Origin of the sequence: Pseudovibrio sp. Ad5, assembly GCF_001623095.1 — a bacterium.
In the GTDB taxonomy this organism is placed as follows: Bacteria; Pseudomonadota; Alphaproteobacteria; order Rhizobiales; family Stappiaceae; genus Pseudovibrio.
This window is the reverse complement of sequence record NZ_LMCH01000004.1, coordinates 78,355-104,406: the sequence shown is the minus strand read 5'-3', so window position 1 is coordinate 104,406 and position 26,052 is coordinate 78,355. Positions and strand designations below refer to the sequence as shown.

At 51.8% G+C, this 26,052-nt stretch carries 33 protein-coding genes; 7 read left to right on the top strand and 26 right to left on the bottom strand.

What is annotated here, in order from left to right; genetic code table 11:
* Positions 1-27: 27 nt before the first annotated feature.
* From PsAD5_RS02610 to PsAD5_RS02490, 24 genes are all read right to left on the bottom strand, one after another.
* Positions 28-1,350 carry a hypothetical protein gene (locus tag PsAD5_RS02610; protein WP_063290987.1) on the bottom strand — a complete coding sequence of 441 codons (1,323 nt, stop codon included), beginning with the start codon at positions 1,348-1,350 and terminating at the stop codon, positions 28-30.
* Between the two features lie 24 nt (positions 1,351-1,374).
* Entirely contained in the window at positions 1,375-3,183 is a 1,809-nt protein-coding gene (locus PsAD5_RS02605) for a fibronectin type III domain-containing protein (protein WP_063290986.1), read from the bottom strand.
* A complete protein-coding gene (locus tag PsAD5_RS02600) occupies positions 3,183-3,587 on the bottom strand; it encodes a DUF6950 family protein (protein WP_063290985.1) in 405 nt (134 codons plus the stop codon). Before PsAD5_RS02600 ends, PsAD5_RS02605 begins: the two co-directional genes overlap by 1 nt.
* Positions 3,572-4,159 (bottom strand): hypothetical protein, encoded by a 588-nt coding sequence (locus PsAD5_RS02595; RefSeq protein ID WP_063290984.1) that lies wholly within the window; start codon positions 4,157-4,159, stop codon positions 3,572-3,574. Before PsAD5_RS02595 ends, PsAD5_RS02600 begins: the two co-directional genes overlap by 16 nt.
* Positions 4,156-4,869, bottom strand: coding sequence for a hypothetical protein (locus tag PsAD5_RS02590; protein WP_153041328.1), 714 nt, complete (start codon positions 4,867-4,869; stop codon positions 4,156-4,158). Before PsAD5_RS02590 ends, PsAD5_RS02595 begins: the two co-directional genes overlap by 4 nt.
* Positions 4,862-7,108 (bottom strand): phage tail length tape measure family protein, encoded by a 2,247-nt coding sequence (locus PsAD5_RS02585; protein ID WP_063290982.1) that lies wholly within the window; start codon positions 7,106-7,108, stop codon positions 4,862-4,864. The genes PsAD5_RS02590 and PsAD5_RS02585 overlap by 8 nt, the downstream gene beginning before the upstream one ends.
* 155 nt (positions 7,109-7,263) lie before the next feature.
* A complete protein-coding gene (locus PsAD5_RS02580; protein ID WP_063290981.1) occupies positions 7,264-7,650 on the bottom strand; it encodes a gene transfer agent family protein in 387 nt (128 codons plus the stop codon).
* 9 nt (positions 7,651-7,659) lie between these two features.
* Entirely contained in the window at positions 7,660-8,106 is a 447-nt protein-coding gene (locus PsAD5_RS02575; RefSeq protein ID WP_057462213.1) for a phage tail tube protein, read from the bottom strand.
* Positions 8,107-8,121: 15 nt separating this feature from the next.
* Positions 8,122-8,544 carry a DUF3168 domain-containing protein gene (locus tag PsAD5_RS02570; protein ID WP_193778127.1) on the bottom strand — a complete coding sequence of 141 codons (423 nt, stop codon included), beginning with the start codon at positions 8,542-8,544 and terminating at the stop codon, positions 8,122-8,124.
* Positions 8,537-8,980 (bottom strand): HK97-gp10 family putative phage morphogenesis protein, encoded by a 444-nt coding sequence (locus PsAD5_RS02565; protein ID WP_153040015.1) that lies wholly within the window; start codon positions 8,978-8,980, stop codon positions 8,537-8,539. Before PsAD5_RS02565 ends, PsAD5_RS02570 begins: the two co-directional genes overlap by 8 nt.
* Positions 8,973-9,311 carry a head-tail adaptor protein gene (locus PsAD5_RS02560; RefSeq protein WP_063290979.1) on the bottom strand — a complete coding sequence of 113 codons (339 nt, stop codon included), beginning with the start codon at positions 9,309-9,311 and terminating at the stop codon, positions 8,973-8,975. Before PsAD5_RS02560 ends, PsAD5_RS02565 begins: the two co-directional genes overlap by 8 nt.
* On the bottom strand, positions 9,308-9,586 hold the full coding sequence (locus PsAD5_RS02555; RefSeq protein WP_063290978.1) for a head-tail connector protein: 279 nt from the start codon (positions 9,584-9,586) through the stop codon (positions 9,308-9,310). The genes PsAD5_RS02560 and PsAD5_RS02555 overlap by 4 nt, the downstream gene beginning before the upstream one ends.
* Positions 9,587-9,588: 2 nt before the next feature.
* Positions 9,589-9,837, bottom strand: a complete 249-nt coding sequence (locus PsAD5_RS02550) for a hypothetical protein (RefSeq protein ID WP_063290977.1) — start codon at positions 9,835-9,837, stop codon at positions 9,589-9,591.
* Between the two features lie 70 nt (positions 9,838-9,907).
* On the bottom strand, positions 9,908-11,221 hold the full coding sequence (locus tag PsAD5_RS02545; RefSeq protein WP_063290976.1) for a phage major capsid protein: 1,314 nt from the start codon (positions 11,219-11,221) through the stop codon (positions 9,908-9,910).
* A gap of 14 nt (positions 11,222-11,235) precedes the next feature.
* Positions 11,236-12,084, bottom strand: coding sequence for a head maturation protease, ClpP-related (locus tag PsAD5_RS02540; RefSeq protein ID WP_063290975.1), 849 nt, complete (start codon positions 12,082-12,084; stop codon positions 11,236-11,238).
* A complete protein-coding gene (locus PsAD5_RS02535; protein WP_063290974.1) occupies positions 12,081-13,307 on the bottom strand; it encodes a phage portal protein in 1,227 nt (408 codons plus the stop codon). Before PsAD5_RS02535 ends, PsAD5_RS02540 begins: the two co-directional genes overlap by 4 nt.
* Positions 13,304-15,019, bottom strand: a complete 1,716-nt coding sequence (locus tag PsAD5_RS02530; protein ID WP_063290973.1) for a terminase large subunit — start codon at positions 15,017-15,019, stop codon at positions 13,304-13,306. Before PsAD5_RS02530 ends, PsAD5_RS02535 begins: the two co-directional genes overlap by 4 nt.
* Positions 15,020-15,032: 13 nt before the next feature.
* Positions 15,033-15,509 carry a hypothetical protein gene (locus tag PsAD5_RS02525; protein WP_063289126.1) on the bottom strand — a complete coding sequence of 159 codons (477 nt, stop codon included), beginning with the start codon at positions 15,507-15,509 and terminating at the stop codon, positions 15,033-15,035.
* 176 nt (positions 15,510-15,685) lie between these two features.
* Positions 15,686-16,009, bottom strand: coding sequence for an HNH endonuclease (locus PsAD5_RS28430; protein ID WP_063290972.1), 324 nt, complete (start codon positions 16,007-16,009; stop codon positions 15,686-15,688).
* 214 nt (positions 16,010-16,223) lie between these two features.
* Positions 16,224-16,829 carry a transcription termination/antitermination NusG family protein gene (locus tag PsAD5_RS02515; RefSeq protein ID WP_063290971.1) on the bottom strand — a complete coding sequence of 202 codons (606 nt, stop codon included), beginning with the start codon at positions 16,827-16,829 and terminating at the stop codon, positions 16,224-16,226.
* A 168-nt stretch (positions 16,830-16,997) separates the two neighbouring features.
* Positions 16,998-17,690, bottom strand: coding sequence for a hypothetical protein (locus tag PsAD5_RS02505; RefSeq protein ID WP_063290970.1), 693 nt, complete (start codon positions 17,688-17,690; stop codon positions 16,998-17,000).
* Positions 17,687-18,583, bottom strand: a complete 897-nt coding sequence (locus PsAD5_RS02500; RefSeq protein WP_063289131.1) for a helix-turn-helix domain-containing protein — start codon at positions 18,581-18,583, stop codon at positions 17,687-17,689. Before PsAD5_RS02500 ends, PsAD5_RS02505 begins: the two co-directional genes overlap by 4 nt.
* Positions 18,584-18,647: 64 nt before the next feature.
* Positions 18,648-18,956, bottom strand: coding sequence for a winged helix-turn-helix domain-containing protein (locus PsAD5_RS02495; protein ID WP_063290969.1), 309 nt, complete (start codon positions 18,954-18,956; stop codon positions 18,648-18,650).
* Positions 18,949-20,091, bottom strand: a complete 1,143-nt coding sequence (locus PsAD5_RS02490; RefSeq protein WP_063290968.1) for a DNA-methyltransferase — start codon at positions 20,089-20,091, stop codon at positions 18,949-18,951. The genes PsAD5_RS02495 and PsAD5_RS02490 overlap by 8 nt, the downstream gene beginning before the upstream one ends.
* A 48-nt stretch (positions 20,092-20,139) precedes the next feature.
* Here PsAD5_RS02490 and PsAD5_RS02485 point away from each other — a divergent pair, with 48 nt between their 5' ends.
* The gene (locus PsAD5_RS02485; RefSeq protein ID WP_153041327.1) at positions 20,140-20,697 is read left to right on the top strand and encodes a hypothetical protein; all 558 of its coding nucleotides are present in this window, start codon (positions 20,140-20,142) and stop codon (positions 20,695-20,697) included.
* 94 nt (positions 20,698-20,791) lie between these two features.
* Here the strand turns inward: PsAD5_RS02485 and PsAD5_RS02480 are convergent, their stop codons facing one another.
* Complete coding sequence (locus PsAD5_RS02480) at positions 20,792-21,280, bottom strand: hypothetical protein (RefSeq protein WP_063289135.1); 489 nt, start codon at positions 21,278-21,280, stop codon at positions 20,792-20,794.
* A gap of 221 nt (positions 21,281-21,501) precedes the next feature.
* Positions 21,502-21,744 carry a hypothetical protein gene (locus PsAD5_RS02475; protein WP_063290966.1) on the bottom strand — a complete coding sequence of 81 codons (243 nt, stop codon included), beginning with the start codon at positions 21,742-21,744 and terminating at the stop codon, positions 21,502-21,504.
* Positions 21,745-21,830: 86 nt separating this feature from the next.
* On the opposite strand from PsAD5_RS02475, the gene PsAD5_RS02470 reads away from it, so the two are divergent.
* From PsAD5_RS02470 to PsAD5_RS02445, 6 genes are all read left to right on the top strand, one after another.
* Positions 21,831-22,109 carry a helix-turn-helix transcriptional regulator gene (locus PsAD5_RS02470; RefSeq protein WP_063290965.1) on the top strand — a complete coding sequence of 93 codons (279 nt, stop codon included), beginning with the start codon at positions 21,831-21,833 and terminating at the stop codon, positions 22,107-22,109.
* Between the two features lie 535 nt (positions 22,110-22,644).
* Positions 22,645-22,938 carry a hypothetical protein gene (locus PsAD5_RS02465; protein ID WP_063290964.1) on the top strand — a complete coding sequence of 98 codons (294 nt, stop codon included), beginning with the start codon at positions 22,645-22,647 and terminating at the stop codon, positions 22,936-22,938.
* Positions 22,939-22,989: 51 nt separating this feature from the next.
* A complete protein-coding gene (locus PsAD5_RS02460) occupies positions 22,990-23,208 on the top strand; it encodes a hypothetical protein (protein WP_063290963.1) in 219 nt (72 codons plus the stop codon).
* A gap of 15 nt (positions 23,209-23,223) precedes the next feature.
* Complete coding sequence (locus PsAD5_RS02455; RefSeq protein WP_063290962.1) at positions 23,224-23,961, top strand: hypothetical protein; 738 nt, start codon at positions 23,224-23,226, stop codon at positions 23,959-23,961.
* A 1-nt stretch (position 23,962) separates the two neighbouring features.
* Positions 23,963-25,588, top strand: coding sequence for a DNA cytosine methyltransferase (locus PsAD5_RS02450; protein ID WP_063290961.1), 1,626 nt, complete (start codon positions 23,963-23,965; stop codon positions 25,586-25,588).
* 109 nt (positions 25,589-25,697) lie between these two features.
* Positions 25,698-26,018: a hypothetical protein gene (locus PsAD5_RS02445; protein WP_063290960.1), complete on the top strand. Its 321-nt coding sequence runs from the start codon at positions 25,698-25,700 to the stop codon at positions 26,016-26,018.
* Positions 26,019-26,052 lie beyond the last annotated feature (34 nt).

Here is a 26,052-nt window from a genome sequence, read left to right as displayed (position 1 = left end):
CATCTACGATGCATCACTGCGTTAAACTCAAACCCGGTAGACAACGACGTCTACTTTGCCAGTTGCACCAACCACACCTCCAGAACTTCGCAAGCCCAGACCACCTATTTGAAAAGTTTGTTCGGTCTTGTCTCTGATACCGATATTGTCCACGGTGGTGAGCGAGCCTTGTATCAACGTCCCACCTACAATTTGAACAATGTAATCTGTATCCGGCTGCTCGTTTTCGAATGTAAATGTATTGCCTGAACGAGTGAGCCTATAAGACGCTGAGCCCTTCAGATCTGAATAAGCAGCGACAATCTTCGGGAGCCCATTCAGCGCATTCAGTTTTGCTGAGTTAAGCTTCGCATCCGTCACTGCCTTGTTGCTGAGATCAGCGGTCCCAACGCTATTAGAAGTCGCAAGTCCACCGAGACCAAGATTAGCCCTGGACTGAGACTTGTTCTCAAGGTCGCTTAGGTTATTCGACTTGCTGAGAAAGTCGCTTGTTTCAGGAGTGGCAAGAATCCACCCATCCTCATCGACCGAATAGACCTTCAGCTTTTTATCAGGTGAGTTGAAGTAAAGCGCCCCATCCTCTAACGCGTTGCCCTCATTGTCAGTGTCCGGGTCATCATCAAAAGCACCCAGATAGAGTTTGTTGAAGCGTTTGAACGCCAGATCAGAGGCTTGCTCGACAGCTGCCTCCAACTGGTTCAAAGCATCCTCTGCTTTGCCTTGTGCTGTTTGCGCCTGATTGCGAGCAGCTATTGCAGCAGCTTTGGCCGCAAGAACCACCGCTTCAACATTTGCCGGGTTGAGAAGCACATAGCCCTCCTGCCCCTCAATCACTGCAAGCATCGCCGGATATCCTGTTTGCAAGTCATCAGGACCAAGCTCATTGCCAAGGCCATTTCGAATTGGCAACAGCACATCATCAACCTTGATGGTCACTGCGCCCGAGTTGTTGTCAATGGGAACGAAGACTGCAAACTCAACCGCCGAGAGGCTGACGCCCAATCGAAGCTTCGCTCTGATCGCATTACCCGTCCCGTCAATCTCAACCAGTCTCGTGATGCTATCAGCAAGATCGCGCACATAGTTCCAGGTACCACCCAGCCACTGATAGTAACCGCTTAAGGCATGGTTGGAGTCAGCTCCAACGATAGCAGGCGTGTAGTCTGGCTTGTCTGTAACCGTATCCAGCTCAGCCTTGGTCTTTACGATCACCGCACCAAGCGTTGCTGCAATTTCCACCTGCCCCATGTAAGCAATGATTTCTTCCTTTTTGGGTTTGTGCGGATCTGTGCTCTCAAGTCCGAGGGTCTCGCGTGCACGCCAAACGTATTCCTTGGTAAGGAAGTTCATAGCCAACTCCATTTTGAGGGGAACTTAAACCGCAGCCACAACAACCGTTGGGCCGGACCAATCGCTGTTTTGCCCAAATACCGAGCGCGTGCGCATGCGGAAGCGATATTCAACACCCGATGTGAGGCTGTCGGTTTCAATGGTCTCTTCACCGTCATTGGCCTGCACATATTTGGCAGCACCGCCACTGGTTTTTACATATTCCAGCTCATAGGTGAGCGCCTCAGAGAGCCGTGTAAAACTTGCTACCGCGATAACGCTCTGCCCTTGCTGCTGGATCTCAATTGTAAAACTATCGACACTCGGGATGGCTTCAGCTGCAATGCGCTTGGGAGGATCGCCCTTTTCGCCCTCATCTTCAGGCTCATAGGCAAATGGGTCTCGCGGAATAACCAGCGCCTCGAACACATGCTGGAATGTTGTCAGATCCAGTGTGGGAGTGCCATCCAGCTCAAGATAAGCATCAACAAGGTGTGGCGGGTCGCTGATCTTGATGAACCTTCTAAGTGGTACATTCTGGGATGAGAAGTAGTCGCACTTTACACGCACACGAGGTGCGTTCACCCGAATAGCCTTGAGCGCTTGCAAGCGCCGCATATGGTTGTGACGCTGTACGCAATCATTATCGACAGTGCGCGATCTGGGATCATCTTCCTGAACATACGGATCGCCTTCAATAACCGCATCGTCTTCCACATAGTGCAGCTCAGGATTGACCCAAAGCCCGCGCACTGACTTGACGCTGGAAGCTGCATTGCGGTTCGGCAAGAACTCAATATCAATGATATCGTCTGTTTTCAGGTGAATATCAGGCTCGGCCCACTCCCCGGCATGAACCGCAATCTGTCCTTGCACATCAGTGAAAAGAAGCAGCTCGCCTGCCTCATCAATCATCCGGCCAATCTGGGTTGGATCGTTGTTTTCGCGGCCACGGAATCCGCCATGATAGCGCGGCTCCATTTCCCCCTTGATGTTCTCAACTTGTTGATCACAAACGTCCGCAGCATGAGCCCAGCTTTCTAGATCAATCTGGGAAATATCAAGAGCACTGCCATAGGGAGCCAGCAGATAATCAAGCCGTATAAGAGCAAGGTTCTCGCTAAACCTGACCTGTCCGTCTCTGGGATCGAAAATCTTCTTTCCACGAATGGTGGAGGAGAGCGTTGGGTAGCCTTGCGGGAAGACTGTTCGATGACGCCGGGCACTCACGCTCTTACACATCATCAGGACACTGGCGACATTGTCACCGCGATGATCCTCGCTCCAGATATCATCAAACTTACTCACCAGCTGCGAATAGGGAACACCGACCTGCATCCCAACACGCTCAATGAGCATCACCTTGGCATCACCACCAAGACGATAATACTTGGATGCATCCTCATCATTGCTCAAAGATTTGGTGACATCGCCATCTGCATCAATCTCAACCGGATCATCACTGAGGAAGTGCTCCACAAAACCATCGATCTCATGGGAGGCATAAGCAATCAGCATATAGGCTGTGCCGCTGCGTTCTTCCAAAAACGTCATATCGCCGGCAACACGCACGATGCCATATTGATAGGAGCGCGACGGCACATTTTGCTTTTGCACCACCTTGCCATCCGCAGCACTTGGAATAGGCGCTGCATTGTCTTTTCGCTGCTGGCTTCCAAGCAGCGCATTTACACCCAGCCCAACACCAGCGGAAATGCCAACTCCAATGATCCCAACACTAAGTGAAGAAACAGCAGCCCCCGCGAGGATTGCTTGCGTTGCAACAGAGGCCCCAACAAAGGCCGCACCATTCGACAGAACAAATGCAATTCCGAGCGCAGCAGTAGCAGGCATTAGACACTCCAGATTTTTAAGGCAGGCGCGTGAATGGCTTCAAAGCCCGAGTTCCAGTGAACTTGCCAGTGCTCACCATCCCAGATCGCGCCCCACTGTCTAAGAGGGGAATGAAGACTACCGATCACGCCAATGTCGCCAGTCTTTCTGGTTTGGACCTCATTCAGGCCCGCAATATCGGCACATCTGCCAACCAGCTCTAAAGCACCGCCAGCTTCAATAATCAGCTGTTTCATCTGCTCTTGTGTTGAGTAGGTTCCGCGCAGATGAACGGCCCCGTCAGGATACCCGTTGGCACTCACCCAATCGGCAAGAACCAAACAACAATCAGCCCTGCCCGGATCAAAAGTCAGGGTTTGCCGATCTGCCAGCCAGGTCCTTAAAAGATCTATGATCGCGGCCATGTGATTGTCTGTTCACTCATCAAGGTAATGCGTTCACACGACAGATCGGGAGGCAGATCAGGATTGACCTTGAGCGAGTAGGCTCGCTGGTCAGCATCCGACAGCACTGCATTGCGCCGGGATTTGCGAGCATGAAAAGCATTGCCCACAACCAAGGTTACATCATGCAGGATTTGCGGCTTATCCGGGTCACTCACTGCCCGCTTGCGAAACTTCAGATCAATGACCCTACCCGTGAACTTGACGATGGGACCTGGAGGCAAAGGCTGGAAATTTTCGTCACAAGTTTGCAAGAGAACCTGCACCTTTGAGCCGATGACATCGCTCTCCTGTGTCTCCTCATAGGCAAGATCGGCAATCTCCTGATCGACACCGGAAAGTCCCATATCCATCGTGGTTGCCTCGCCAGAAAATGCATATTGAATGGTGGTTAAGGCAGAGGTTGGAAGCACTCCAGCAGGTCGCCAGTGGTTTCCATCCTTGTCAACATAGGGATGAGAACCAAACCAGAAACGAGCAGTTCCAGTTGGGAAATGCATCGCCACAAGGATCATAATATTACGAAGGGTCATGGTGCAGATACCTTGTCCCAATAATCAATAGCCTCGACAAAGTTCACAGTCTTTCTGGTAAAGCTTGAACTGCCAAAATCCAGATTCATTTCATTGTCACTGGCAAGTTTCATGAGGCAGCTGGGCTCTGTCACATTCAGCAATGTCCCTGCTGGAATGGGTGCCCGGATCGCAGGGAAAATTGGAACCCGCACCACATCACCTTCAGTCTCAATAATTGGCCCGGTGTTATAGAGCGCATGCAGATAACTGAAATGTATCCCGCTCAACCTCAGCCCGCTCTGCAGACCACGCAGTTTGAGCACCGTTGAGCCCAGTGTCGCCTGTTCCTCCAATTGAACCAGAGCAGGCTCACTGGCGTAAAAGGTGCCATCGCTAAACCCAGTCTCATCAGCATGGGGAACATAGGATCGCGCTTGCTTTGCAAGCTTTTGTACTTGTGAGCCCACATGAGAGACAGAAACGATCACCAGCCCCACTTGCCCGTGCAAGGCAACTTCAATCGCGTTCCAGGCCTCTTCGTGGCGCAGGTCTCGCCTGCGCAACACAATGTTTGGAATTCTGGCTCTCCAGAATCCTAAATCCGTCTGTGTTACCAACTCACGCCCGCCAAGCGTCATTCCACCAGATCTGCTAAATGGCCGTTTCTGAAAAGTAGGCTTGCCTTGGCTTGCGAACAAAGAATGAGGCCAGTGGATCACATTAGTCACGGAAGCCACCTCCCCGGTTTTGCGCGTGCATGTTGTAATCGCCAATCATATGCTCACGGCTTTTCTGGGTGGCTGCATCAACAATCATAGGCGCAGCTTCCTTGACCACATTCCCGGCCACACTCTCGATCCGAGCTTCCAGATCAGGTGTAACTTCAAGGATCACACGAGAAATCATCTCACCGCCCCCACCGCCAGATTGAGGAAGCTTGTGGAACGGAGTGATTGTTGCCGGCCCCTCAATCAGCTCAGGGACACCGCGCTCACCAGCAATGCCCCACTTACCAGCCCCCAGGTTGCCCCCTTCGGCAAAAAAACCACCAAAGCTGGAGAGCAAGGTTGAAATAATCCCACCAATGTTACCGCCACCGCCAACTGAGCTGGTCATGCTGGACACAGAAGACTGCAGCAGCATCTTGGCAATCCCCTTGCCCATATTCCCAAGCACATCAACAAACCGCTCACCTTCAAAGATGACATCTGTTAGTGAGTTGGTGATGGATTGATTGACGCTTGCCATCATGCGGCTATGCCGCGTCTGTTCTTCAATCTTGCCTGTTAACTGGGAGACCGATTTCGACCGCGCCTCGATTTCGTCACGAAGCGTCAGGCCGGTTTTCACGGAGCGCTCATCAAGATCAAGGCCCTGCTGCTTTGCCAGATCAAGCAGTTTATATTTTGTGGTAAGCGCTGCAACTTCCTCGCGGGTACGGCCAAACATCTCAATTCTGCGCTCAAGCGCCGTGACATCCTGATCACCCAGCCCAAGAACATCCGGCCCCTTGTTGGTGATAGGCCGTGCAGCCTCCTGCAGCCGAGCCTGTTCACGAGCCATGCGGATGTACTCTTCGCGCTCTTTAGCAAGCTGAGTTCCACCTGTTGGCCCGACCTGCTGTGCAAGCGGATTGACAGTGCGATCAAATTCCAGAGCGGCCAAAGCGCCAGCCCGAGACACCGGATCATCTTTGTATTTTAAGCGTACCTGAGCATCTTCCAGCGAAGTCAAACCATTGCGTTTCATGGCCTCCATCGCATCAGCAGCACGGCTGATTTCATTGGCCATTGTGGTGGCATCAGCTGAGAGACCTTTAAGCTCCACCCCATCAGTCGCCGTTTTCAAACGCTTGGTTGTACTGACCGACTGGCGAGCAATGCTTTCCACCCGCGCCAGTTCCTTGCCTACCTCTGCCAGCTTCTCATCAGGAAGCCTGGTCAGGATCTCACGCATTTTTGCAAGCGCTTCAGAGACGCGCTCCATATTCCCGCTTGCTCTTGCATCTTCAAGAACAGCCATTTCAGCAGCCCAGATTTTCACGAGATCTGAAGAAGCTTCCAGCTCCTGATTGAGGTCTTTTAGCGTCTGCTCGACACCCTCAAGTCCAATAGCGTCAATTGACCGGGACTGACTGAGAGGATCACTCAGCTGCGCAATGCGATGTTGAATAGCCTGATACTTCTTAAGCTTGAGATCCAGCTCAGCAAACGCATTGTTACCACCCAGAAAATCATCAAAGAAAGTGTCCAGAGCCGTATCAGTTTTTGTCTGTGCAGCCTTGGAATCCAGCTCTGCTAACGCAGCCACCAGATTGAGCACAGCGCTTGTAACCTCGCCGTACTTGTCTCTGATGTTCTCCAACCCATTCTTTGAGTAGTCAGCAATGGAGCTGTTAGCTCTTGAGATCGCACTCTCAGCTTCATTGAACGCCTTGGTGAAGGCATCAACTTTCTTGCTGGCGCCTTCTGCATTGTCGCCCATGCTCAAGAGGACACCTGCAAGAGGGAAACCAATCCCAGCAATCACACCCAAGACAGGCATTAACAAGCCGACAGTACCGGTCAAAGCACCAAAACCAGCAATCAGCTGCGGAATCTGCTGCCCCATGATCCGCATGGGATCAGTGCCCATCTCGAACTGCACCGCCATATCAGCAACCTGATTTGACGTGTTCTGGATGGCAAAGCGCCCACCTTTGGAGACATTGATGAAGCCTTGCATCTCCTTACCAGCACCTTGAGAGGCTTTCCCGATCTTGCCAAAATTATCGTTCATCCCGCCAGCAGATGCCTGAAGTTTCGCGAATTTCTGTTGCGTTTGCTCCAGTTGCTTCTGAAGCTTTTTGTTCTCCGCAGCCATCCGATTAGATGACTTAACCGCAGCAGCCGCGGAACGAGACATCTGATCGTGGAACTTCTTATAGGTGACCTCAAGAGGGATAGTCAGGCCAGAATTCTTTCCCATCAATCAAAACCCTTCAATGCCCAGTTCCCGAAGCTCTTCATCTGAAAATTCACCGCTGGGGTTCCCAGATTTGCTACCATGGACCTCATTGTAACCCTCTACGCAGGCCACATATTCCCATAGGCTCATCTGATCGATTTCTCGTGGAGTGAAGCCTATTGCGGCTCCTCGTTTGTAAAACTTGGAGAACTGCCAGAGTTCTCCTGTTGCCTCACCCCTGCCTGCTCCCCCACGGGATCATCATCCTCGCCCACGAGTGCATTGGTCAGGATCTCAATCGCAACAGGTTTGAACTCAAGCACCCCATGCAATTCAAACAGATGCAGAACCATGGGCCCCGCCTCTTTGTTTGGCATCCCAGCACCGATCAAGCCTTGGCGAATGGTCTCAATCAGATCGTCAATAAACCAAGTCCCTGTCGTGATGCGCATGAGGATGACTTCAGGGCCAGCATTGCAGTTCTTCTGCAACGCACGAAGCTGACCGATGTTCAGCACAAACTCGTGCTGACCACCGATCCATTCAATGTTTTTGGCTTCCATAGATCAGGCTCAGGCTTTGTTTTCGATTTCAGGAGTGCCGACCATATTGATCTCAATAGTTTTCGTGACGCGCCCCTTACCATCAGAACGCGCCTGAGAGAGCTGAGACAAAATTGCCGGAGCCTTCTCCCATTCAGGATCGCCAGATGCCGCTTTTTTGTTCCCAAGACGTACCGGAAGGTGTTTTGCAGAATAAAACCAGTTCATCATCTTGCCGTGAGACTCCTGCGCCCAGGTTCCTTCTGCCGAAACCGAAACCTTCACAGAACGCACATCACTCAAGATCTCATTAGGCTTGCTCTCATCATCGCAATCCACGACCTCGGTCTCATCAACATTCGCCTGCCGCTGGATCGTAACACCCTTAAGGCCGCAAACTCTGGCGTAGTTACCATCTTCCGCAAAATCGACCTCAAGGACCATCTCCTCAAAACGCTCTGTTGTCGGCTTAGTCATGACAAACCCCTTTCGTTAGTGAACTTGGATTTCGAATGTGAATTGCAAAATTCCGTGCGTTACGCCCTCTTCTGGATCTGGAACAATCCGCTGAAGCTCTAGCTCGGTGAGCACGTTGCCAAAGGAAGGAAGAGGAAGCTCAGCACCGCTGAGTACATTGCGCACCGCTCGCAAAATCTGCTTTGCATGCACTCTGCCGGGTTTCTTTGACCAGCAATCAATTTGAACTGTGATTTCTTCTATGGTGAAGCAGTCGTGATGATCCTCAGTTTCATCTTCAGGGCCAAGGCTCACATAACCTTGCTGATCCCCCCAAGGCGCTCCATCAGAGGAAGCTTTAGTGCTGTCATAAACACCGTGCACCACCTCCATGAGCGCAACGTCTCCCGCCAAAGCAGCAATCACTGCCTGCTGAAGCTCCAGATCTGGATTAGCCATCATTCAGTACCTTGATTGCTTTGTTAATACGCCGCGTGATCAGGGACTTCACAGCACGGCGCTGCGAGCGGTAAACGGGATAGAAGAAGGGATGGGATTTACGATCTTTGGTTCCAAACTCTTGGATCAAAGCATTTTGGAATTTGATGCCGCGCTTGTTGGTGACCATTGTGCTGGCGTTGCCTGCATAAATCACAATGCGAAGACCGCGCTCAGATGATTTCACTTTCCCAACCACCATGGCACCTTCAGGTGGTTTACCCCACGTCCAACCGATACTTGCAAGCAGTTCGCCCTCATCTTTGGGAACCAGCAGGCGCATGTACTGGACGATACGCTCTGCCCCTTCCTCCATAGCTTGCCGAGCAGCGTTTTTGACGGCATCAGGCAAGATTTTGCGCATGAACTGCCGAAACTCCTGCTCGCCTTTAACCATCGATATCACCGCTCTCACAGGTCAGCTCAAAATAGAGCTGATCATCTGTCGGGATCTTGCTGCGAATTGCGTAGATGGTACCTGAGAGAAGATCTTTCATACGCCAACTGGTTTGAATCGCCTCAGTATCTGGAGAGCGCCAGATAGTAACCACAGTCGGCTGAATACCTTCGAGGCGGGCACCGATCACACGCTCACCGCCGCGTAGAAACTTGAAGTGCGCACGCTCTTCAAAGCGCGGCTCGTAATCAGAGACGTGGTTGCCATAACCATCAGACTTCGACACCAAAGCCTCGAACGAGACGACCTCCCGCATTAATTTACTGGTCATCCGGCAAGGTTCCTATAAGGGGCCATCATGACTTCATAAGCAGGAGGTGGATGAGCATCACCACCCCGGCTGGTGTAGAGCGCAAACACATGCATGCTCAAACACGTCTTGATCGGCTCAGGAAGTCCATCGGGGAAATCGACTTTGAGATCCCGCCGCAGATGTTGCGCAGCAAACACCTCAGCCGTGCGAATAAACGTCAGGAGGAGATCGTCATCATGACCATGCGAGATGGCCAGATGACGCTTCGCCTCTTCCAGCTCGATCAAAGGCAAAGTTAGTCTCCATCCTCTTCGGATTCTTCTTCCCCTGCGTCTTCATTCGCAGGTCCAGTCAGATCGAGATACTTGATACTTTCCGCCTGCACTTGCTTGGCAGTCAGTCGCTTCAAAGGCGCATCATCACCTTCCATCAATGGCTTGATGACTTTTCGGGTTTTGGCGTCTTTTTCATTGACCTTGTAGACACAGCCAAACCGGAAGGTACCAAGCACCGTATGGCGTGTTGAGTTCACTTTGAGGTACATGCTCATTCTCCTGAAAAAGGCTCTGCAATCAGAAGATCGCAGAGCCAGTTGGTGGCCTCGGTTATTCGGGTTACGCGAAGACGAAGTTGCCCTTCACCATCGCCGCAGCACGTTTGATCGCCAGAGCAACCCGTTTACGACCCTTCATGGTCAGCATGTCTTCAATGAAGTTGGTGTCGTGCTCGGAAGAAATGAGCACTTCAGTTTCTTGACGGTCATAATAAGTTCCCGCCATCGCCAGATCGCCAGTCAACCACTCGCCCGCAGACATGGTGTTGGATTCCACTACATCCTTACCCCAGAGCATTGGAGTGCTCATTGAACCTGGGTTACCGAAGATGTATCGGTCCTGACTATCTTTCAGGAGGTCAATTGCCGCCCAATCAGTCGGGTTCATCACAAAGGATGTTGAAACGTAATCCGCCAATGCGACCTGCAAAATGGCAAGACGCAGACGATCAATCCGCGTGGCATTGGGTAGGCCAGCAGCCGCAGCAAATGCCACAGCCTCAGTCAAAAGCCCCTTCAGGTTTTCACCCTGTCCATCACCCGCAAGGATCTGCTTTTCTTCTTCCAGATCCAGACCATAACGAAGCTCGGAGTCGATCTCCGTTTGCAGGAAGTCGGAATCTGCCAGAGCTTCCTCTGTGATATTGGTAACGTGGGCAATCTTTTTGACTTCAGAGGTGGCCTTCTCCCAACCAAAGCTGGATTCCGGCATTGTTCCCTCTTCGGCAACCATCGCCGCCTTATTGTCACGTATTGTCTGCTTTCGGTACTTCACCAGATCAGAACTGGTTTTGCCCTTGGTCAGCAGATCCCGGATAAGCAAGCGACGCCGAGGCATACGGATCGGATCACGTTCCTCTTCATGGTAGATCAAACCACCAGCCGAGCCTGCAGCAGTGGTGATTGCATTCGAGACGGTAATTCGCAGATTGCCTCGTGCACCACCATCGGCAAACGCCTTGATCCGGTCATCTTCCGCCACGAATGCCTGACCAAGTGTCATCACCGGAGTAGAGCCACCGCCGCCGATCCCCTCAGCCACTTGCTGCGAGATTTCCAGCGCCTGACTCTTGATGCCTTCCAGTGAGTTTTTCAGCTCAGTGACCGAGTTGCTCAAAGCCGTCTGCTCAGTCAAAAGCTTGTCGGCCTTATCTTTGGTTTCCTGCGAAACCTCGCCAGAGCGCTTCGCTTGCTTCAGAGCTTCTTCCGCCGTGCCCTTAACATTATCAGTCACATCATCCAGCTGCTGACTAACTTTTTTCAGCAGGTCTTCTGTAGACATGTTGTCATTGCGTACCGACCCGACAACAGCATCAGGGCGAGCAAGAGCGAGTGCCGCCAAGCAAATGGCGGGCATGAGTGATTTCGTTCTCATGAATGTTCTCCGATTTACATGGAATCCAATTTATCGAGGAGGCTTTGCACTCCTGCTCGAACGGCAGCGCCAGACTTGCCGGATGGAGCAGCGCCAGACGTGCTCCCTTTCAAAGCCGCACAAAGTGAGCGACGTTTTGATTTTGGTACGTTGAGACGCGCAAGGAGGATATCAAGCTCCTTCTGCGCAGCATTTGGTGAGGGCTTATCGGAAGCTTGGCTTGGAGCCTGCTCAACTTCATCACTTGGAAGAAGTGCATCAGCAAACCCTTGCTCAACTGCACTCTCACCATTGATCCATGTCTCTTTGTCGAGCTGATTGCTCAGCTCTTTTTCCGAGATCTTGGTGCGGGCATGATAGATGCTGACTGCCGCGTCATCAAACGGCTTTAGCCAATCGGCAACCTCAAGGAACGCATGGCGATCACCGCATGCACAAACCCATGTGTTATGGATCATCAAGAAAGCTGCTCGCCCGATCTGAATTTCATCTGCCGCCATCGCAATGACAGAAGCTGCCGATGCAGCTAACCCCAGCACCTTCACAGTTACCTTTGCCTTGTGCTCGCGCAGCAGATTGTAGATCGCCAGACCTTCGAAGAAGTCGCCGCCGGGAGAGTTGATCGAGACGACCACATCCTTCTCACCAATATTGCGCAGCGCCGCTGAAATTCGCTTGGCAGTCACCCCATCATACATCCAGCTCTCGCCAATCGGATCGAGGATGGAAATGGTATTCTCGCCGTCCTCACCAGCTGCTGCTTTGATATCGGGATTCCAGCGCTGCTGTACACTTTCAGCAATCGCACTTTGGAGACCTTTCCCAGCCAGCACCGGGACATTTGGCAAATTGCGGATGCTCATTTGTCTTCCTTTCCAAGCAAGTCAACCAGTCCCATAGAGGTTTGAACCACCAGCTCATCACTGTTGCCGCCACGCCGAGGCAGATTGAGCTTGTCACGCCCCTCATCCCCGGACATGAAGCCGCCCATACGCATTTTAAGAAGGAAGTCACCTTTGGCCTTACTGTCCATTTGCAGCATGGCTTCGCGGTTATATTCCACGTACCAACGCCCACGTTTTTCAACGGGAATGAGATCTTTCAGGATACGGGCTTCGTTTTTGACGAGCAGCGGATTGATACCAAGCGAGAGCCAGGACAACATCACCGCTTCAACCCCGCTGCCCCACATGGTCTGGCCATCAGATGAATGGCCGATCACAATCGGCGGAACTCCGAACCATCTGCAAACATCTTCAACGCTAAAGCGCCGTGTTTCTAAGAGCTGCGCATCCTCAGGGTTGAGTTGGAGCTGCTGGAACTTAAGGCCAGATTCTAGCGTCAGGGTCTTACCTGCCCTGCTCGATCCAATGAACTTTTCCAGCAGGGTCTGAAGCTGGGCCCGCTGCGCATCATTGAGGCTCTGATCAGAAGTCAAAACACCTGCGGCCATCATCGCATTGGAAAAAACACTGCCTGCTGTCTCATCAGCTGCCAAAGCCGCACCGATTGAGTTCGCCCCGTACTTGATGGCTGACATGCCCAACCCATCACCAGCACCGAACCCGCGTAGATGGAACACCTTGTCAGCAGGTAACGTGCTGTGTTTGCCTCGGTCATAAACGCTGTATTCCAGCTTGCCATCACGATTGCGCTTGGGAGTGACATTAAGCAGAGGGCGCAGCCCAACCAGCCTTGCTCCCACAAAGAGTCTTTCGGCACATGCATTGCCGCGCAAAGTTGTATGCGCCGTCATGCCTTCCCAGAACTCAACCCCAGTTTGCTCACGGTTAGGGCTTTTACAAAGAACCTCAGAAAGCTCTTCTTCAATCTTCACCCTGCTGTTTCCATCACCCTTTTCATAAAGCGCGAGAGGCAGTGTTGAGATCACCTGTGAAGTCTTGCGAACACAATCCCAAACAGCAGAAAACGCCAAAGCAGAGGACGCATTCACGGTTTTGCCAGCCGCAGAAGAATGACCGCCCCCAGTCCATGCATCTCCCCCATTAAGGTTGATCCATCCAGACTCGCCTGCTCGTAGCTCCTGCTTAATGCCGCGAGCTGCTGCCTTTAAAAATCTGATCATATAACCATCACCGGATTGCTGAGGAAGTCGTCCAGGCCATTGCCTTCTGCTTCTGGATGGCGGCTCATGAGATCGAACGCGTTGAACGCTGCTGTGAGCGGGTCAATCTTCATGGAGCCGGATGCTTGCTTGGTCACATAGTCAGCGTTGCCGCGTTTCTCGGTTTTGGCGTTAGAAACACACCAAGCCATCAGCCGCGAGCCACCATGAACCAGAGATTTGTCTGCTAGCTTTCGCGCCATGCCTTTGGTTACGCCTGAGAGTTTGTAGCCTTGAGGCACACCAACAAGCTGCTCTTGTTTGACCTCCCGCTCCATCAGCTCATCAACAATTGCGGCTACTCCGACTGGGTCTAGTCCAATGGCATGTTCTTTCGGAAACAGACCACGATCCAGAACTTGCTCAATGTAGTCAGCAACAATCGGAATATCGTCTTCGATGTTCTCACAGATGAACAAGTCGCCATCCTTCTCGAAGTCTCTAAGCGCCGTCGCAATCTGCTTGCGTTTGTCTAAGGCACTCTCATGGCAACATGCACAGGTCCAAAGTAGCCATCTGCTTTTCTCGGTCTCGCTCTCTTTTTCGCGTCCGATAAAACAAAGCCCTAGAAGGTCATCCAGTCCGCCGCCATCAACGCCAGCAGTCACGACCTCACATCGATCCAGAAACTCTTCAAAATCACGGATCACAGTGAACTCAGCAGCCTGCCAATGATCAGCCCCAGCCCACCGATCCCGTCGCAGGTTCATGCCAATCGGCACATTCAAGTGCTTGGCAAGGAAGCTCTGCTTGTCTTCTTCACCCGTTCCATCCATGGCTTCGCGAAGTTTGGATTCCAGCCAGCTCTTACGAACGGAACGCCCTAGATTGGGATTGGTGATGTAATAGTTTTCCGGCTTCAGATAACCCTTGCTTTTGAGCATTGCTTTCGGGAATTCGTAGAGAACTCCAAGCCGCTCGGGATCGTGAATTTTCCCGTCACGTACATCGCGGTAATATTCAAGCTTGCTCTTCCAGACCCCTGCTGGCGGCGCATCAGAATGCGTGGTCAGATAAACGACAAACCCTTCAGGACGCGCAATCAATCCGCCAGTGGCCTCCTGCAGCATGGCCGCTGCCTTTGGCTTCTTGCCAAACAACCACAACTCATCGACCAGAACGAAACCAGCTTTTTTGCCAGAGAGCGTGTCGCTGTCAGCAGCCACAATCTTGAGATTTGAGTTTGTGGTCTCATGCCTGATTGTCCGCTGGTGCGAGATCACCTTAAGAATGCTTTTGAGTTCCGGATCGTAGGAGACCATCGCCGCAGCTGGATCAAAGCAGTTGTTGGCCACCTCAATGGTTGGAGCCAACAGCAACAACTCATTGAGGTGACGCCAGTTGCGAATGAGCGCCGTCACCATAATCCCGGCGGCAATGGTGGACTTGGCATTTTTCTTTGAGATCAGGAGAAGGAACTCACTAATCAAACGCTGCCCTTGTTCCGCGTCATAAGCTCCAAAGATCGCACCAACAAAATCGAACACCCATTGGTCACAGCACTCACCAAATGTCGGCATGCCCGGAACATCAACCACCTTGAGCGACTTGAAGACATTCAAAGCTGCCTCTGCTTCTGCTGAGAACAACGGATCAAAGGGAATGAGAGATTTCCCTTGAACAATGCGTTGTTCCCAATCCACGCAGGCTGTTGACCAGTGCTGAACTTTCAAGACAGTTCTTTCTTCAGTTGATCAGCTGGGGAGCTTGGGGAGGTGCAAACTTTCCGTCATAGGTTTCTGCCGTTTTTTTGCGCTCTTCTTTTTTGCCGAGCGCTTTTTCAGATGCAGCAGGAACACTCTTTCCGCGGTTAGCAATCGCATCAGCCAGCTTGTCACGATCAGAGCGCTCTAGGCGTGCGAAGATTTCTTTGATCGCTGATACCTTCCCGGCTTCAGCCATATCCATGAGCTTGTCCAGCAGCTTGGCTTCCACTCTCGCCCGAGCATCATCCTTGACCTTGAGCTGACGAAAATAATTCTTGCGCAAAGTGGGAGCTGTGATCCCTAAAGCTGCTGCAATTTCATCCTGAGTTTTTCCGAACGCCAGTAACTGTATGACAAGTCTACGCTTTTCGTCGCTCACCACATGGGGTGGACGCCCTCGTTTTCCAAATCCTTCAGGGATTGGATCGCCTAGCAGGTCAAATTCGAAGTCGGCCAAAAAAAAATCTCTCAGTTATAATGGGGCGGGTAAGGGCCATTCAGCCCCCGGACTTTCACCCCACCCCCATTTTCCGTTGAAAATCAATGACTTGGCAGTCCAGCCGCTAAAGCCTTCACAGCCGCCTCAGAGGCGCTCAACAGCTCCCGAGCAACTCACTCAAACTGAATTTCACCTTATAAATCAATGGCTTCGCAACGCATCCGCCGCGCCTTCGCAGTCTTCCGATTGTGGCACCACGTGCAAAGGCACTGGATGTTGCCCGGATCGAGGTCAGCGCCGCCATCCTTGCGCTCGACGATGTGGTCAGCGATGAGCTTGTGTTGCCGCTTCGAGAAGTCCTTGCCGCACATCTCGCAGACATAGCCGCGCAGCTGCTTGATGTACTTGGCGAGAGCCTTCCATTCAGCCGTGAGGTAGAACGGATCAACCGCCTTCGGCGCTTTGCGCAGCGTTGAGCCCAATGTGTTCAAGCGTGGTGTGATGGATTTGAGTGGCAAAGGAAGCTGCCTTCAAACAGAAAAAAGGCCCGCCTCTCAGCGAACCAGTTGACGCACTCTGCATGCGTATCGAAATTCCATAGAAACTCTTCGCGCCAACTCCGCTTCTCAGCGTCTTATGTTGACTGGGTCTCGTGTCTGGGTCGCTCTGTTTGTTGTAGCGGGTTTCAGCCGCTCAGGCCCCAAGAGATCCACGTGATCGTCCTGCCGCACATCATGGCGAACAGAGTTCAACCTTGTCAACTGGCACCACAGCTTTTGTTGTCCGCCCGAAGGCTTGCAGGTCCACTTCAAGCGACTTACCACCCTGTTTGATCTCGCGGACAACACCCTTCAATCTGGCACCACTACCTGCCACAAGCAGAACCCCGTCACCAATACTAAGCAACTGACCCTTTACATGTTTGCACCCAACCTCTGCCTCACATGCTGTATCGACTATTCGAAGCATCTCACGCAATGGAACTCGGTGTGGTGCCGCTTCAGACCTGGTTGCAAGAATCTTTTCCACACCATCACATTTTCGAACCAAATCACATGTCTGACCCGCATTCGCATTCAGTCCAACGAACAGGTAGCGAGGGAACATCAAGCAACCCAACACGAATTTTTCCTTCCTTGTCTTTGACCTCCGATACTCAGTCATCATCGGCTGATAGACGGTCACACCAGCTGCATTGATCCCTTCAAAAGCCCGATCCTCACAGTTCGGATTGGTGCAAACCACAACCCACTCAAGAGAGCTACTATTGATGAGCGAACGCATAAACTGGTAGTTCCGCTCTAGCGCCTTATTCCCTGCATTTGGAGCTTGCCTCATCCTCTAACCCCGCCAGCCTTTGACGCCACAAACAGCCAATCCCGTGTCTTTGTCCCGACAGGCATTTCAGCGCTGTGGGCGACTGGAGCTGACACAGCAGATCTCCCGGCATCAGGAGAGCTTGCCAAATAGAGCACATCGCGTTCCCTGCGAAATTCCTCATTCAATCTATGCAGTAGCATAGGCTTGCCCTCCATCATCAGCAGCCAGCGTTGCAACATCGCAACCGTAAACTTCTAAAAACACAGCGTCACATAGATCCATTCGCCGCTTGGCAAATGCATTAATCATCATTTGAACAGGATGGCGATCAGGCAGAGCCCGCTCAGCGCTGCCCTTCTCGCCATAGAGCACCTTCAAGGCTTCAACTCGCTGCGCTTTCAAGCGGGTTTCGCGTGCCTGCACTTCAACGATCAATCCCTCAATCTCACGATCAGAAGGGTACCTGTGCTTGGCTTTGACGAAATCAAACAGGACAGAGATCCAGTCTCCATTGCAGGCCTCTAACGTCTGCTCCCTGCCGTCAGCCAAGAGAATGCGCATCACCGCATCGGTGGGCAGGCTATAACGTTCACCATCCTGACGTTTGCGTGCAGGCTTCACACCCATCACCGCTTTGCACGCAGCTATAGCAACCGCATAATCAGGCCATCTGCGCCCGGATACCTCTCGTGCAATCTTCGTGGAAGCAAGCTCAAGCGTATCTGCCTCGAACCCGCCTAACTGTTTGCACAGCATATCAAAGTAGGGTTTCTTTTCATCGCCGGGAACCATGGTGAACTTGCCTGAAAGCGGCTTAACAAAGAGCCGCATCACATCTGCATAACGGTCTTCAAGGGACTTTTCACAAGGCTCTGTCATCTGGCATACTCCGCTTCAAGCTGAGCAATCGCCTCGCGGCAACTCTCCCGCTCAAGCTCCTCCCGCCGCGCCCGTTTCCGCGCTGCTTTATCGCCCAAACGCTGATATTTGCCGTAGATTTGCGAGACTTCCAGCCGCGCCTTATGTGCAGAAAACACCGCTCCAGTGAAGTAATTCAGCGAGTGGATCATACCGGGAGCCCGTCCAGCCACCTCGCGCACGGCAGTGGCCACATCCTGTTCCAGATCACAACCCCGAACAAACCAGCCAATGGCCGGATTAGTGCCGCCCCGCAGCGCTTCAACATCAAGCCCTACCGAGTTCAGCAAGGCAGCAACACCTCGCATAAACCGTCCAGCTGCCTCGCTATTCGGCAAGGTTCCAGCAGCAGGAGGCACAGAATTTGCCTCATCAGACCTACTCGCAGCCACTTCGTCATCAATATCAGAAGTTTTTAAAGACAAGTTATTATAGCTGCCCTTCTGGGCGGGCATCCCCTGCCCGTCTATGCTACGTCCTGCACACACATGCCCATCTTCGATATCAGCAACAAACAAGTCCATCTGCTCCGGTACCGGCATATCTTTATTGATGACCCTGTAGGTATACGAACAGCGCCCGCCGTCAGGACGTTTGCCCTCATTGCGCTGAAGCCAGCCTGATGCCATCAACCTGCTGATTGCCCGATACACCGTAGAGCGCGCCACACCAAGCAGCTCTGCAATCTTCACCTGAGAGCGATAGCAAATACCGTTTTTATCGGTAGAGGAGCAGAGTACGCCCAACACATCACGGTCACGCGGCATCAGGGTTTGATCCGCATAAACAGCCGCAGGCACAAACGAAATACGTGGGCGATCTGCTTGGTTTTCAGAGGCTAAAGTCGCAGTCATAACGTTCCTCCATCTTCAGGCTTGCAACATGGAAAATCACATCTGGCGAAATGAGTTGAAGGGGTCATACCCAGCCCTCCACGTTCATTTCAGGAGACTTGAGCAAGTACTCTTTTTGCATGAGCTTTGCTCCCACCCCGTCGTAGTGCCGCACTCCGATCCATCCTTCACGCCAAGCTTTCTTAAGATGCTTGATCACACTCGGCTTACTCAGGTTGCAACGCTCACCCAGGTCGTGAATTGTCACGGAAAACGGCTCGTTAATATCCGTCGCAAACAGGCTTATCGTATGCAGTACCAAGCAGGTACCGGAGTCCATGGGGTACACGGAGAACTCTCGCCGCCACTCTTCAATGTTCCGAAATTCACGCACTACAAGCCTCCATTGGCTCTAGGTGAGAAAAGAGCGGCCCTGCATCATCATCTGCCGCTGATTGGTGGGATTTCCGTTCTGCTGGACCCATCCAGTCTTGCTCGATGCGCTCTTGCGCAATCGCTGCATATTCTGGATTGAGCTCAATCAGGATCGCTTGCCGGCCAAGGCGCAGCGCGACTAAGCCAGCCGTGCCAGCACCACCAAACGGGTCCAGAACAACACCGCCTTTCGGGCAACCTGCCACAATGCAGCGCTGAGCTAGTTCTGGTGGGAAAGTCGCAAAATGAGCACCAGGGAATGGGCGCGTTGCCACATTCCAAACTTCAAGCGGAGCAGGCTCATAGTTGCGAAGATTGCGCCCATTCGCCTGCTGTTCCTGCTTGGTCATCTTGTCCCAGCGACCATCAAATCCGGCATGTCGTTGCCTGTGACCGCGCTGCTTATCCGATACAAGCTTGTTTCCTACGCTCTTGCGCTTCCCGGCAGAATTGGCCGTGTAGGAACCACCTCGGAATCCATTGGCATCCTCAACACCGACGCGTCCTTGCCGGACCGCAGCAGCATCGTAGAAGTAGCGTGGGGACTTCGTGACAAGCCAGATCTTCTCATGTGCCCCTGCTGGTCTGTCCCGTACGCTTTCCGGCATAGGATTAGGCTTTGCCCAAATGATCTCACCGCGTACCCACCACCCCGCATCTTGCAAGGCAATTGCGAGCCGGTTTGGCACCATGCAAAGGTCTTTGGGCTTCAAACTGCCTTGAATGGTTGAGAACGGTTTTTGGGTGAATGTCCGGTCGTCTTTTCCTGTTCGGATCCGCCCGTCTGCATCAGACTTGTGCCCTGCCGGACTGGTTGCGTAGCAGTCGCCGTAATTGATCCAGCAAGTACCTTCTGGTTTCAGCACCCGCCGAATTTCCTCGAACACCTCAACCATCTTATCGAGATGTTCTTTCAGCGTTGGCTCAAGCCCCAGCTGACCCTCAACGCCATAATCGCGTAGCCCCCAATAGGGCGGTGACGTGACGACGCAATCAACTGAGTTGTCAGCCATCTCACGCAAACGGTCGAGCACATCACCCAACCGGATTTCGCATGGCAGATCACCAATGCGGAGGGTTTCAGGCACGCTCATGCAGCAACCCTCCCGAAGGATTCCGCAGATCGACGCTTAGGCGAATGCGTGTTGCAATCAGCATCGCAAAAAGATGCAGAGAGCCTTGCCGGATGCGCCAACATAGCAAAGCTCTCTGCGCACACTGGCAACCCGAGGAAAGGAACAGCCAGCATGGATGATGATGAAACAATGGAAACGCCAATTGCCCAGCAGATCATCAAGCTTGTAGAGCCATTCGCAAAAGCAGATGAAAAAGCAATACAGCTGATGTCAAAAATCTTTAACCTGAACGAAGAAATAGACGCGTTTAACGCAGTATCTGAAGAAGAGTGTCGGACCGTATTGGCATTCAACCAGATCGTTCGGCTTACAAAGGTTGAAACTGAGTATTTCGGATTATCCGTGTCTAATAGAAAAAATATATTATCATCACCAAACAAGCATAAATACACAGATAAAGTAAAAGAGTTTTTCGATGTGAAGTTTATAGACCATGTAGAGTTACTAGAACTTAGAGCAAATATTGGGGTCAGCCTGCTCGAATACCTTAAACGAGTACCCCAACTTGATAACTGGAAGTGTCCAGAACCCGAAATCACCATAACAATAAAGCCACATCTGTAGTCTGAGGCTATGCAAAAGTGACAGGGAGGTATTGACAGTCCAAGCAGCTCTGGAGCCAGGTCTTGCCAAGTTCTTTTGGACTGAAAGCTACCCATCACTCCGCCTTCGCGTCATCTGAAATTGACGCTTTGTAGGAGGAGAGGTACTTCGCATATTCTTTCTGTGCGCCTTCAAACATGCCGACGATGCGGCGGTGTTCTGCCGGAGTGATTTCCCAATCAGCCGCCGCCTCTGAGGCAGCTTTAATAGCGTCACAGGCCGCTTGAACCATATCGAGGGCGCAAGCGGCTGGAGTTTTGCTGGTTTTCGCGTCTAATTTGGTGGCGATGTAACCCAGAGTTCGCAAATGTTCCAGCGTAAACACCGGATCACTGCCTATGGAGACCAGCTCTTCTTCCAGCTTCACCAAACTCATCAGAGTGATATTTCCAGCCTCGTTTACATCTGGCCATTTTTTGACAGTCGTCAGGCCCAGATCCAGAAAAGAAGCAGTACATTCCTGACCACCGAAAGCTTTGATGAGCTCTTTGGTTTGGCGGCAAATCCAGACCTTGCGCCCGTTGTCCGTTCTGGAAAAACTCATAGGTACCCAATCCCTTCCAGAAGCCCAATGACCCGATGAAGGTCAGGCAATAGATTGATAGGCGAGAACAAAGATTTGACAGCGATGGCGAGTTGAGCGCACCTGTTCGCAATCATTGAGTTCTCAGCAGTTAGACAAAAAGGAGAGCAGCTGGTCTATGCGTCAGCAAGCAACTACTCTCCATAGGCCGATGCCCAAGACGGTATTCGTGGTGAAAAGCATCAATCAGAAGGGTCATAAAACGGCTTCCTCTGATCGGTGGTAGGTTGCGCTCTCTTCCAATTGAAGAGAGAACGAGGAACACGAAGGCCCTTCTCTTTCGCCAACTCATCCAAAACGTCAAACCACGACGCTGGGATGCCGCGAGCACAAGCAGCAAAAAGAGCTTTATCGCTTACACCAAGCTTTGATTTGAGCGTGGTACGACCAACTACATCAAATGTCTGTTTGATCCGCTTATTCATGTATATAAAATTCTACAATTTGTATCTTTTGTCAAGGATACAAATTGAGATTTCTACATCAGGTAGATTTATGCGAGATTACAAACATGGAAAAAGCTGCAAAACAATATGAAAGCATCGGAAATAGACTCAGGCTGATCCGTGACCACACCGGGCTCACACAGCAGGAATTTGCTGAGAAACACGGCTTCAACCGCGCTCGCTATAACCATTGGGAAACTGGCCTTAGGCGGATTTCTCTAGATTGTGCCTACAAGATACGCGAGACCTACGACATCACGTTGGATTATATCTATCTCGGCAGAGAAGCGGGACTACCTCAGTCATTCATTCAGACAATTTCGAAGCCAACGACCAAGAAGTGAGGGGCTACCCCCTCACCCAATACCTCTCACATGAGCTCGGACATGCGGCATAAATTTAAACATACGACCGCAGCTGCCTCGTCTGACAAACCAACAGTCAGATCACAAAGATAGTCCAACGGCAGACCAAGCAGCACCGCGGTATTCAGCAACAATTCAAGTCTAACTTCCGAGAACATAACGCCCCCCAATATATTGCTTCAGACTTTGCCCCTTTATCCAGAGACGTATGCAGAGGAGCAATATTGGAGAATTAATCCAATATATTCTGATAGATAAACGATATAGATTTTCAAATTTGACATACCCACTCCCAAATTAAAAATGCCCCAACCCTCGGAAAAGTCGTCACTTTCCTAGACACATCCCCATAATCCCCCACCCAAATTCTCATCACCAAAAACCAAAGGGCTCTCATAGAGCTCCCTGAACGGCGATTAGCTATCAATCTACATTTTGTATCTTTTTCAATTGACAATATACATTTTGTATCATTTAATCAATCTCCATCGGCTATTCGTTTTTGGAGATAGAGATGCCCAGTGCACAAGTCATTCAATTCCCTGCAACCAAACAGAGCCCAGCTCAAACGCCCACCAAATCCGTACAGGATGTGGGTGAAGACGCCCTTGCCCGCACAGGTGAAGCGCACGGGGACATTTGCATCTTTCGCTCTGACTTGCGTCTCATACTGAATCAAGCCCCTAACGACCGCAAACAGATCTCGGCTCGCATCCTCGCCTTACGCGAGACCTTCAAAGAAGCCGAATTACAGCTCGTAAAGCTCCTGCAGGAAATGCAGACCACAGCCCCAGCAGGCACTCTTTAGCGCCTCCAACTCCTCAACCTTCCGCTTCCCTCATTCACGAGGAACAGTCCCATGAATAGCATTGATAAAATCGTATTTCGTAATCTCTGCCACGAGATCCTGTTCCATGCGAACGAGGCCGCAAAGCTCGCTGTTCTGGTGGCCTTCGCCATCGTTCTACTGCTCCTCGCCCCTGCCCTCGATGAAACCGTGATCGAGGCAAAACAGAGCATCTCCTCTGAGTTCATCAGCACCCAGCTTTCCTCTTTTGACGTCCTAAACAAACGCTAGAAGGTTCATGCGCCTATGAAACGTAAAGCGAAATTCCAGACTGAAGCCGAGATGTGCTCAGTGTTCCTAAAGAACTTGCCGGAAGGCTGGACCGCTTACCCGGAATGGAACAATTGGGACATTGTTTTGGTCCGCGACTGCGATGGCTTTCAAATCGGCATAGAAGCCAAGCTGCGCTTAAACGCCAAGGTCGTCACTCAAGCTGCAGAACGCGCCTATGAGATCACCAAGCCGGGACCAGATTGCCGTGCGATCCTCATTCCCGAGGGCCACAGAAACGATCTGGCCTTCATTTGCGGACTACTCAATCTGCAAATCATCGAAGTGCGCGACGAAGTGAAGAGCCCCAAATACGACGAATGGTTCTCGCCATCGCTCCCCGTTCTTGATCAATACAATTTCACGTATTTTCCTGAGTTCTTTCCTCTTTCCAGAATGCCATTGCCTGAGATTGTTCCAACTGTAGAAGCTGGCAAACCCTGCCCTACTCGCCTCACAGACTGGAAGATCAAAGCGATCAAACTTTCCATTCTGCTCGAAAAGAACGGATTTGTGACCCGCAAAACCTTCAAAGAACTGGAGTTGAGCCCGACGCTATTTATTTACGCGGGCAAGAATTGGATGGAACGAGGCTCCACCCGAGGACACTGGCAGAAGACCGGAACCTTCCCCGATTTTCGGAACGGCTTTGAAGCGAACTACGCAGAGCTGGAACAGCTCTTTCCTGATTGGTCCCAACAGTTGAGCCTCTAAAATGCAGACAGAACTCTTCAATCTTTCCGCCAGCCGGACCTCTCACGAACTCATCATTGACGCCTTCGCAGGTGGCGGTGGTGCCTCAACAGGCATCGAAATGGCGCTAGGCAGATCACCAGATATCGCGATCAACCATTGCGACAAAGCCCTCGCCATGCATGAACAGAACCACCCGGACACCATCCACCTGCCTCAGAGCGTTTTCGAGGTCGATCTGCCAGCCTACACAAACGGACGCCCCGTCGGCTTCCTTTGGGCATCGCCAGACTGCCGCCACTTCTCCAGAGCAAGTGGAAAGAAAATCCTGTCTCCCCAGGTACGCATGCTTGCTTGGGCGATCGTGAAGTTTTGTCAGAACCTAGGTAGGAACCGACCACGCGTGATCGCGCTAGAGAACGTCATCGAATTCTTAGGCTGGGGACCACTAGACAACGAAGGCCGACCAATCAAGGAGCGTGCTGGCGAAACCTTCAAAGAGTGGTGTGCTGCGCTGAGCAAGCTTGGATACAAAATCGAGTATCGCAAGATGAAGGCTTCAGATTATGGGACACCAACAATCCGGACACGCCTCTTTGTTATCATGCGCAGGGATGGAAGAAAAATCGTCTGGCCTTCTCCAACACACGGAGACCCAAGAGCATCTGGCTTCGAAGACTCAGGCTTGCGCCCTTGGCGCACTGCAGCAGAGTGCATTGATTGGTCAATCCCCTGCCCATCCATCTTTGAACGCAAGAAAGATCTTGCGGAGAACACCCTTAAGCGGATCGCAACAGGTATTCAGAAGTTTGTGATTGATGCCAAAGAGCCTTTCATCGTGAACATGAGCCATAGCGGTAGCTTTGAGCCACTCTCCAAGCCGATGACTACCATCAAGACCGAAAAAGGCGGATGCAGAGCATTAGTCGTCCCGTTTGTCGATCGACAATTCACCAACTCTAACTGCGCCTCGATCCAAGACCCTCTCGGAACGGTGACTACCGAGGGCTGCAGAAAGTCTGCGCTAGTCACCCCAACCCTCGTTCAGACCGGATATGGAGAGCGTCAAGGACAAGCCCCTAGAGCTTTAGATATCAATACCCCACTTGGCACAGTTATCGCTGGTGGAGGGAAACATGCTCTTGTTGCTGCCTTCCTTGCACAACATAACTTCGATGTAGCTGGAAGACCCGCCGACACTCCTCTTTCAACCATCACCACACGCGCAACACAGCAGAACATTGTAACCAGCCATCTTCAGAAGCTTAAGGGCATCAGCCACAGTAGCGACCATAGGAAGGCCGTTCATTCCTTCCTCACTTCCTACTATGGCGCTTCCATTGGTCAGCCCATTAACGCTCCCATGGGCACAGTGACAACCAAAGATCGCTTTGGTCTGGTTACCATTGAGATTGCGGGTGAGCCCTATGTCGTCACTGACATTGGCATGCGCATGCTTACATCCTCAGAACTCTACAAAGCCCAAGGCTTTCCAGAGGATTACCGCATCAACTTCGATTACCAAGGCAAGCCATTCCCGAAGACCGAGCAAATCAGAAAATGCGGTAACAGCGTATGCCCACCTGTCGCCAAAGCTATCGTGGAGGCCAATGTTCCCGAACTCATGGCAATGGAGGAGGCAGCATGACCTTCCTTCCTCTCATCTTCACAATGAACACCCTCCGCATGTGGCAGCTCTACTGGTTCGGAATGGAGCCGGCTCGCTATGGAACAGCCCTAGAGCAGGAGAACGAGCAATGAAGTGCCCAACTTGCGTAGGAACAGGACGCGATGACTATTTCCACCTTGCATTAAGCGAGTGCGAACGCTGCAACGGAACCGGTTCACTCCCAATTGAAGACCTGAATCCGTCTGCCTTGAAGACTGCAACACGAGCCTACTGGTCTACCCTGCCCGTGAGCGAACAACAGCCCTTTGATGTTCTCACGCCAGACAATCAAATCAACCTGGCTTGGCATGCAGCAAAAATCATTTTCGCATACCAGACACACAACAAGCCTCTAACCGAGGAAGAGAGCAAGCTGGCTACATTCCAGCACGTCACCCACGCCCATTAGCATTGCCGAGGTTACTCCTCCCAAGCGCGAAAGC

Excerpts from the sequence above, each read along its gene's own strand:
- PsAD5_RS02610 (WP_063290987.1), bottom strand. The coding sequence starts at position 1,350 with ATGAACTTCCTTACCAAGGAATACGTTTGGCGTGCACGCGAGACCCTC.
- PsAD5_RS02605 (WP_063290986.1), bottom strand. The coding sequence starts at position 3,183 with ATGCCTGCTACTGCTGCGCTCGGAATTGCATTTGTTCTGTCGAATGGT.
- PsAD5_RS02600 (WP_063290985.1), bottom strand. The coding sequence starts at position 3,587 with ATGGCCGCGATCATAGATCTTTTAAGGACCTGGCTGGCAGATCGGCAA.
- PsAD5_RS02595 (WP_063290984.1), bottom strand. The coding sequence starts at position 4,159 with ATGACCCTTCGTAATATTATGATCCTTGTGGCGATGCATTTCCCAACT.
- PsAD5_RS02585 (WP_063290982.1), bottom strand. The coding sequence starts at position 7,108 with ATGGGAAAGAATTCTGGCCTGACTATCCCTCTTGAGGTCACCTATAAG.
- PsAD5_RS02580 (WP_063290981.1), bottom strand. The coding sequence starts at position 7,650 with ATGGAAGCCAAAAACATTGAATGGATCGGTGGTCAGCACGAGTTTGTG.
- PsAD5_RS02575 (WP_057462213.1), bottom strand. The coding sequence starts at position 8,106 with ATGACTAAGCCGACAACAGAGCGTTTTGAGGAGATGGTCCTTGAGGTC.
- PsAD5_RS02570 (WP_193778127.1), bottom strand. The coding sequence starts at position 8,544 with ATGGCTAATCCAGATCTGGAGCTTCAGCAGGCAGTGATTGCTGCTTTG.
- PsAD5_RS02565 (WP_153040015.1), bottom strand. The coding sequence starts at position 8,980 with ATGGTTAAAGGCGAGCAGGAGTTTCGGCAGTTCATGCGCAAAATCTTG.
- PsAD5_RS02560 (WP_063290979.1), bottom strand. The coding sequence starts at position 9,311 with ATGACCAGTAAATTAATGCGGGAGGTCGTCTCGTTCGAGGCTTTGGTG.
- PsAD5_RS02550 (WP_063290977.1), bottom strand. The coding sequence starts at position 9,837 with ATGTACCTCAAAGTGAACTCAACACGCCATACGGTGCTTGGTACCTTC.
- PsAD5_RS02545 (WP_063290976.1), bottom strand. The coding sequence starts at position 11,221 with ATGAGAACGAAATCACTCATGCCCGCCATTTGCTTGGCGGCACTCGCT.
- PsAD5_RS02540 (WP_063290975.1), bottom strand. The coding sequence starts at position 12,084 with ATGAGCATCCGCAATTTGCCAAATGTCCCGGTGCTGGCTGGGAAAGGT.
- PsAD5_RS02535 (WP_063290974.1), bottom strand. The coding sequence starts at position 13,307 with ATGATCAGATTTTTAAAGGCAGCAGCTCGCGGCATTAAGCAGGAGCTA.
- PsAD5_RS02515 (WP_063290971.1), bottom strand. The coding sequence starts at position 16,829 with ATGAGGCAAGCTCCAAATGCAGGGAATAAGGCGCTAGAGCGGAACTAC.
- PsAD5_RS02505 (WP_063290970.1), bottom strand. The coding sequence starts at position 17,690 with ATGACAGAGCCTTGTGAAAAGTCCCTTGAAGACCGTTATGCAGATGTG.
- PsAD5_RS02500 (WP_063289131.1), bottom strand. The coding sequence starts at position 18,583 with ATGACTGCGACTTTAGCCTCTGAAAACCAAGCAGATCGCCCACGTATT.
- PsAD5_RS02490 (WP_063290968.1), bottom strand. The coding sequence starts at position 20,091 with ATGAGCGTGCCTGAAACCCTCCGCATTGGTGATCTGCCATGCGAAATC.
- PsAD5_RS02480 (WP_063289135.1), bottom strand. The coding sequence starts at position 21,280 with ATGAGTTTTTCCAGAACGGACAACGGGCGCAAGGTCTGGATTTGCCGC.
- PsAD5_RS02475 (WP_063290966.1), bottom strand. The coding sequence starts at position 21,744 with ATGAATAAGCGGATCAAACAGACATTTGATGTAGTTGGTCGTACCACG.
- PsAD5_RS02470 (WP_063290965.1), top strand. The coding sequence starts at position 21,831 with ATGGAAAAAGCTGCAAAACAATATGAAAGCATCGGAAATAGACTCAGG.
- PsAD5_RS02465 (WP_063290964.1), top strand. The coding sequence starts at position 22,645 with ATGCCCAGTGCACAAGTCATTCAATTCCCTGCAACCAAACAGAGCCCA.
- PsAD5_RS02460 (WP_063290963.1), top strand. The coding sequence starts at position 22,990 with ATGAATAGCATTGATAAAATCGTATTTCGTAATCTCTGCCACGAGATC.
- PsAD5_RS02455 (WP_063290962.1), top strand. The coding sequence starts at position 23,224 with ATGAAACGTAAAGCGAAATTCCAGACTGAAGCCGAGATGTGCTCAGTG.
- PsAD5_RS02450 (WP_063290961.1), top strand. The coding sequence starts at position 23,963 with ATGCAGACAGAACTCTTCAATCTTTCCGCCAGCCGGACCTCTCACGAA.
- PsAD5_RS02445 (WP_063290960.1), top strand. The coding sequence starts at position 25,698 with ATGAAGTGCCCAACTTGCGTAGGAACAGGACGCGATGACTATTTCCAC.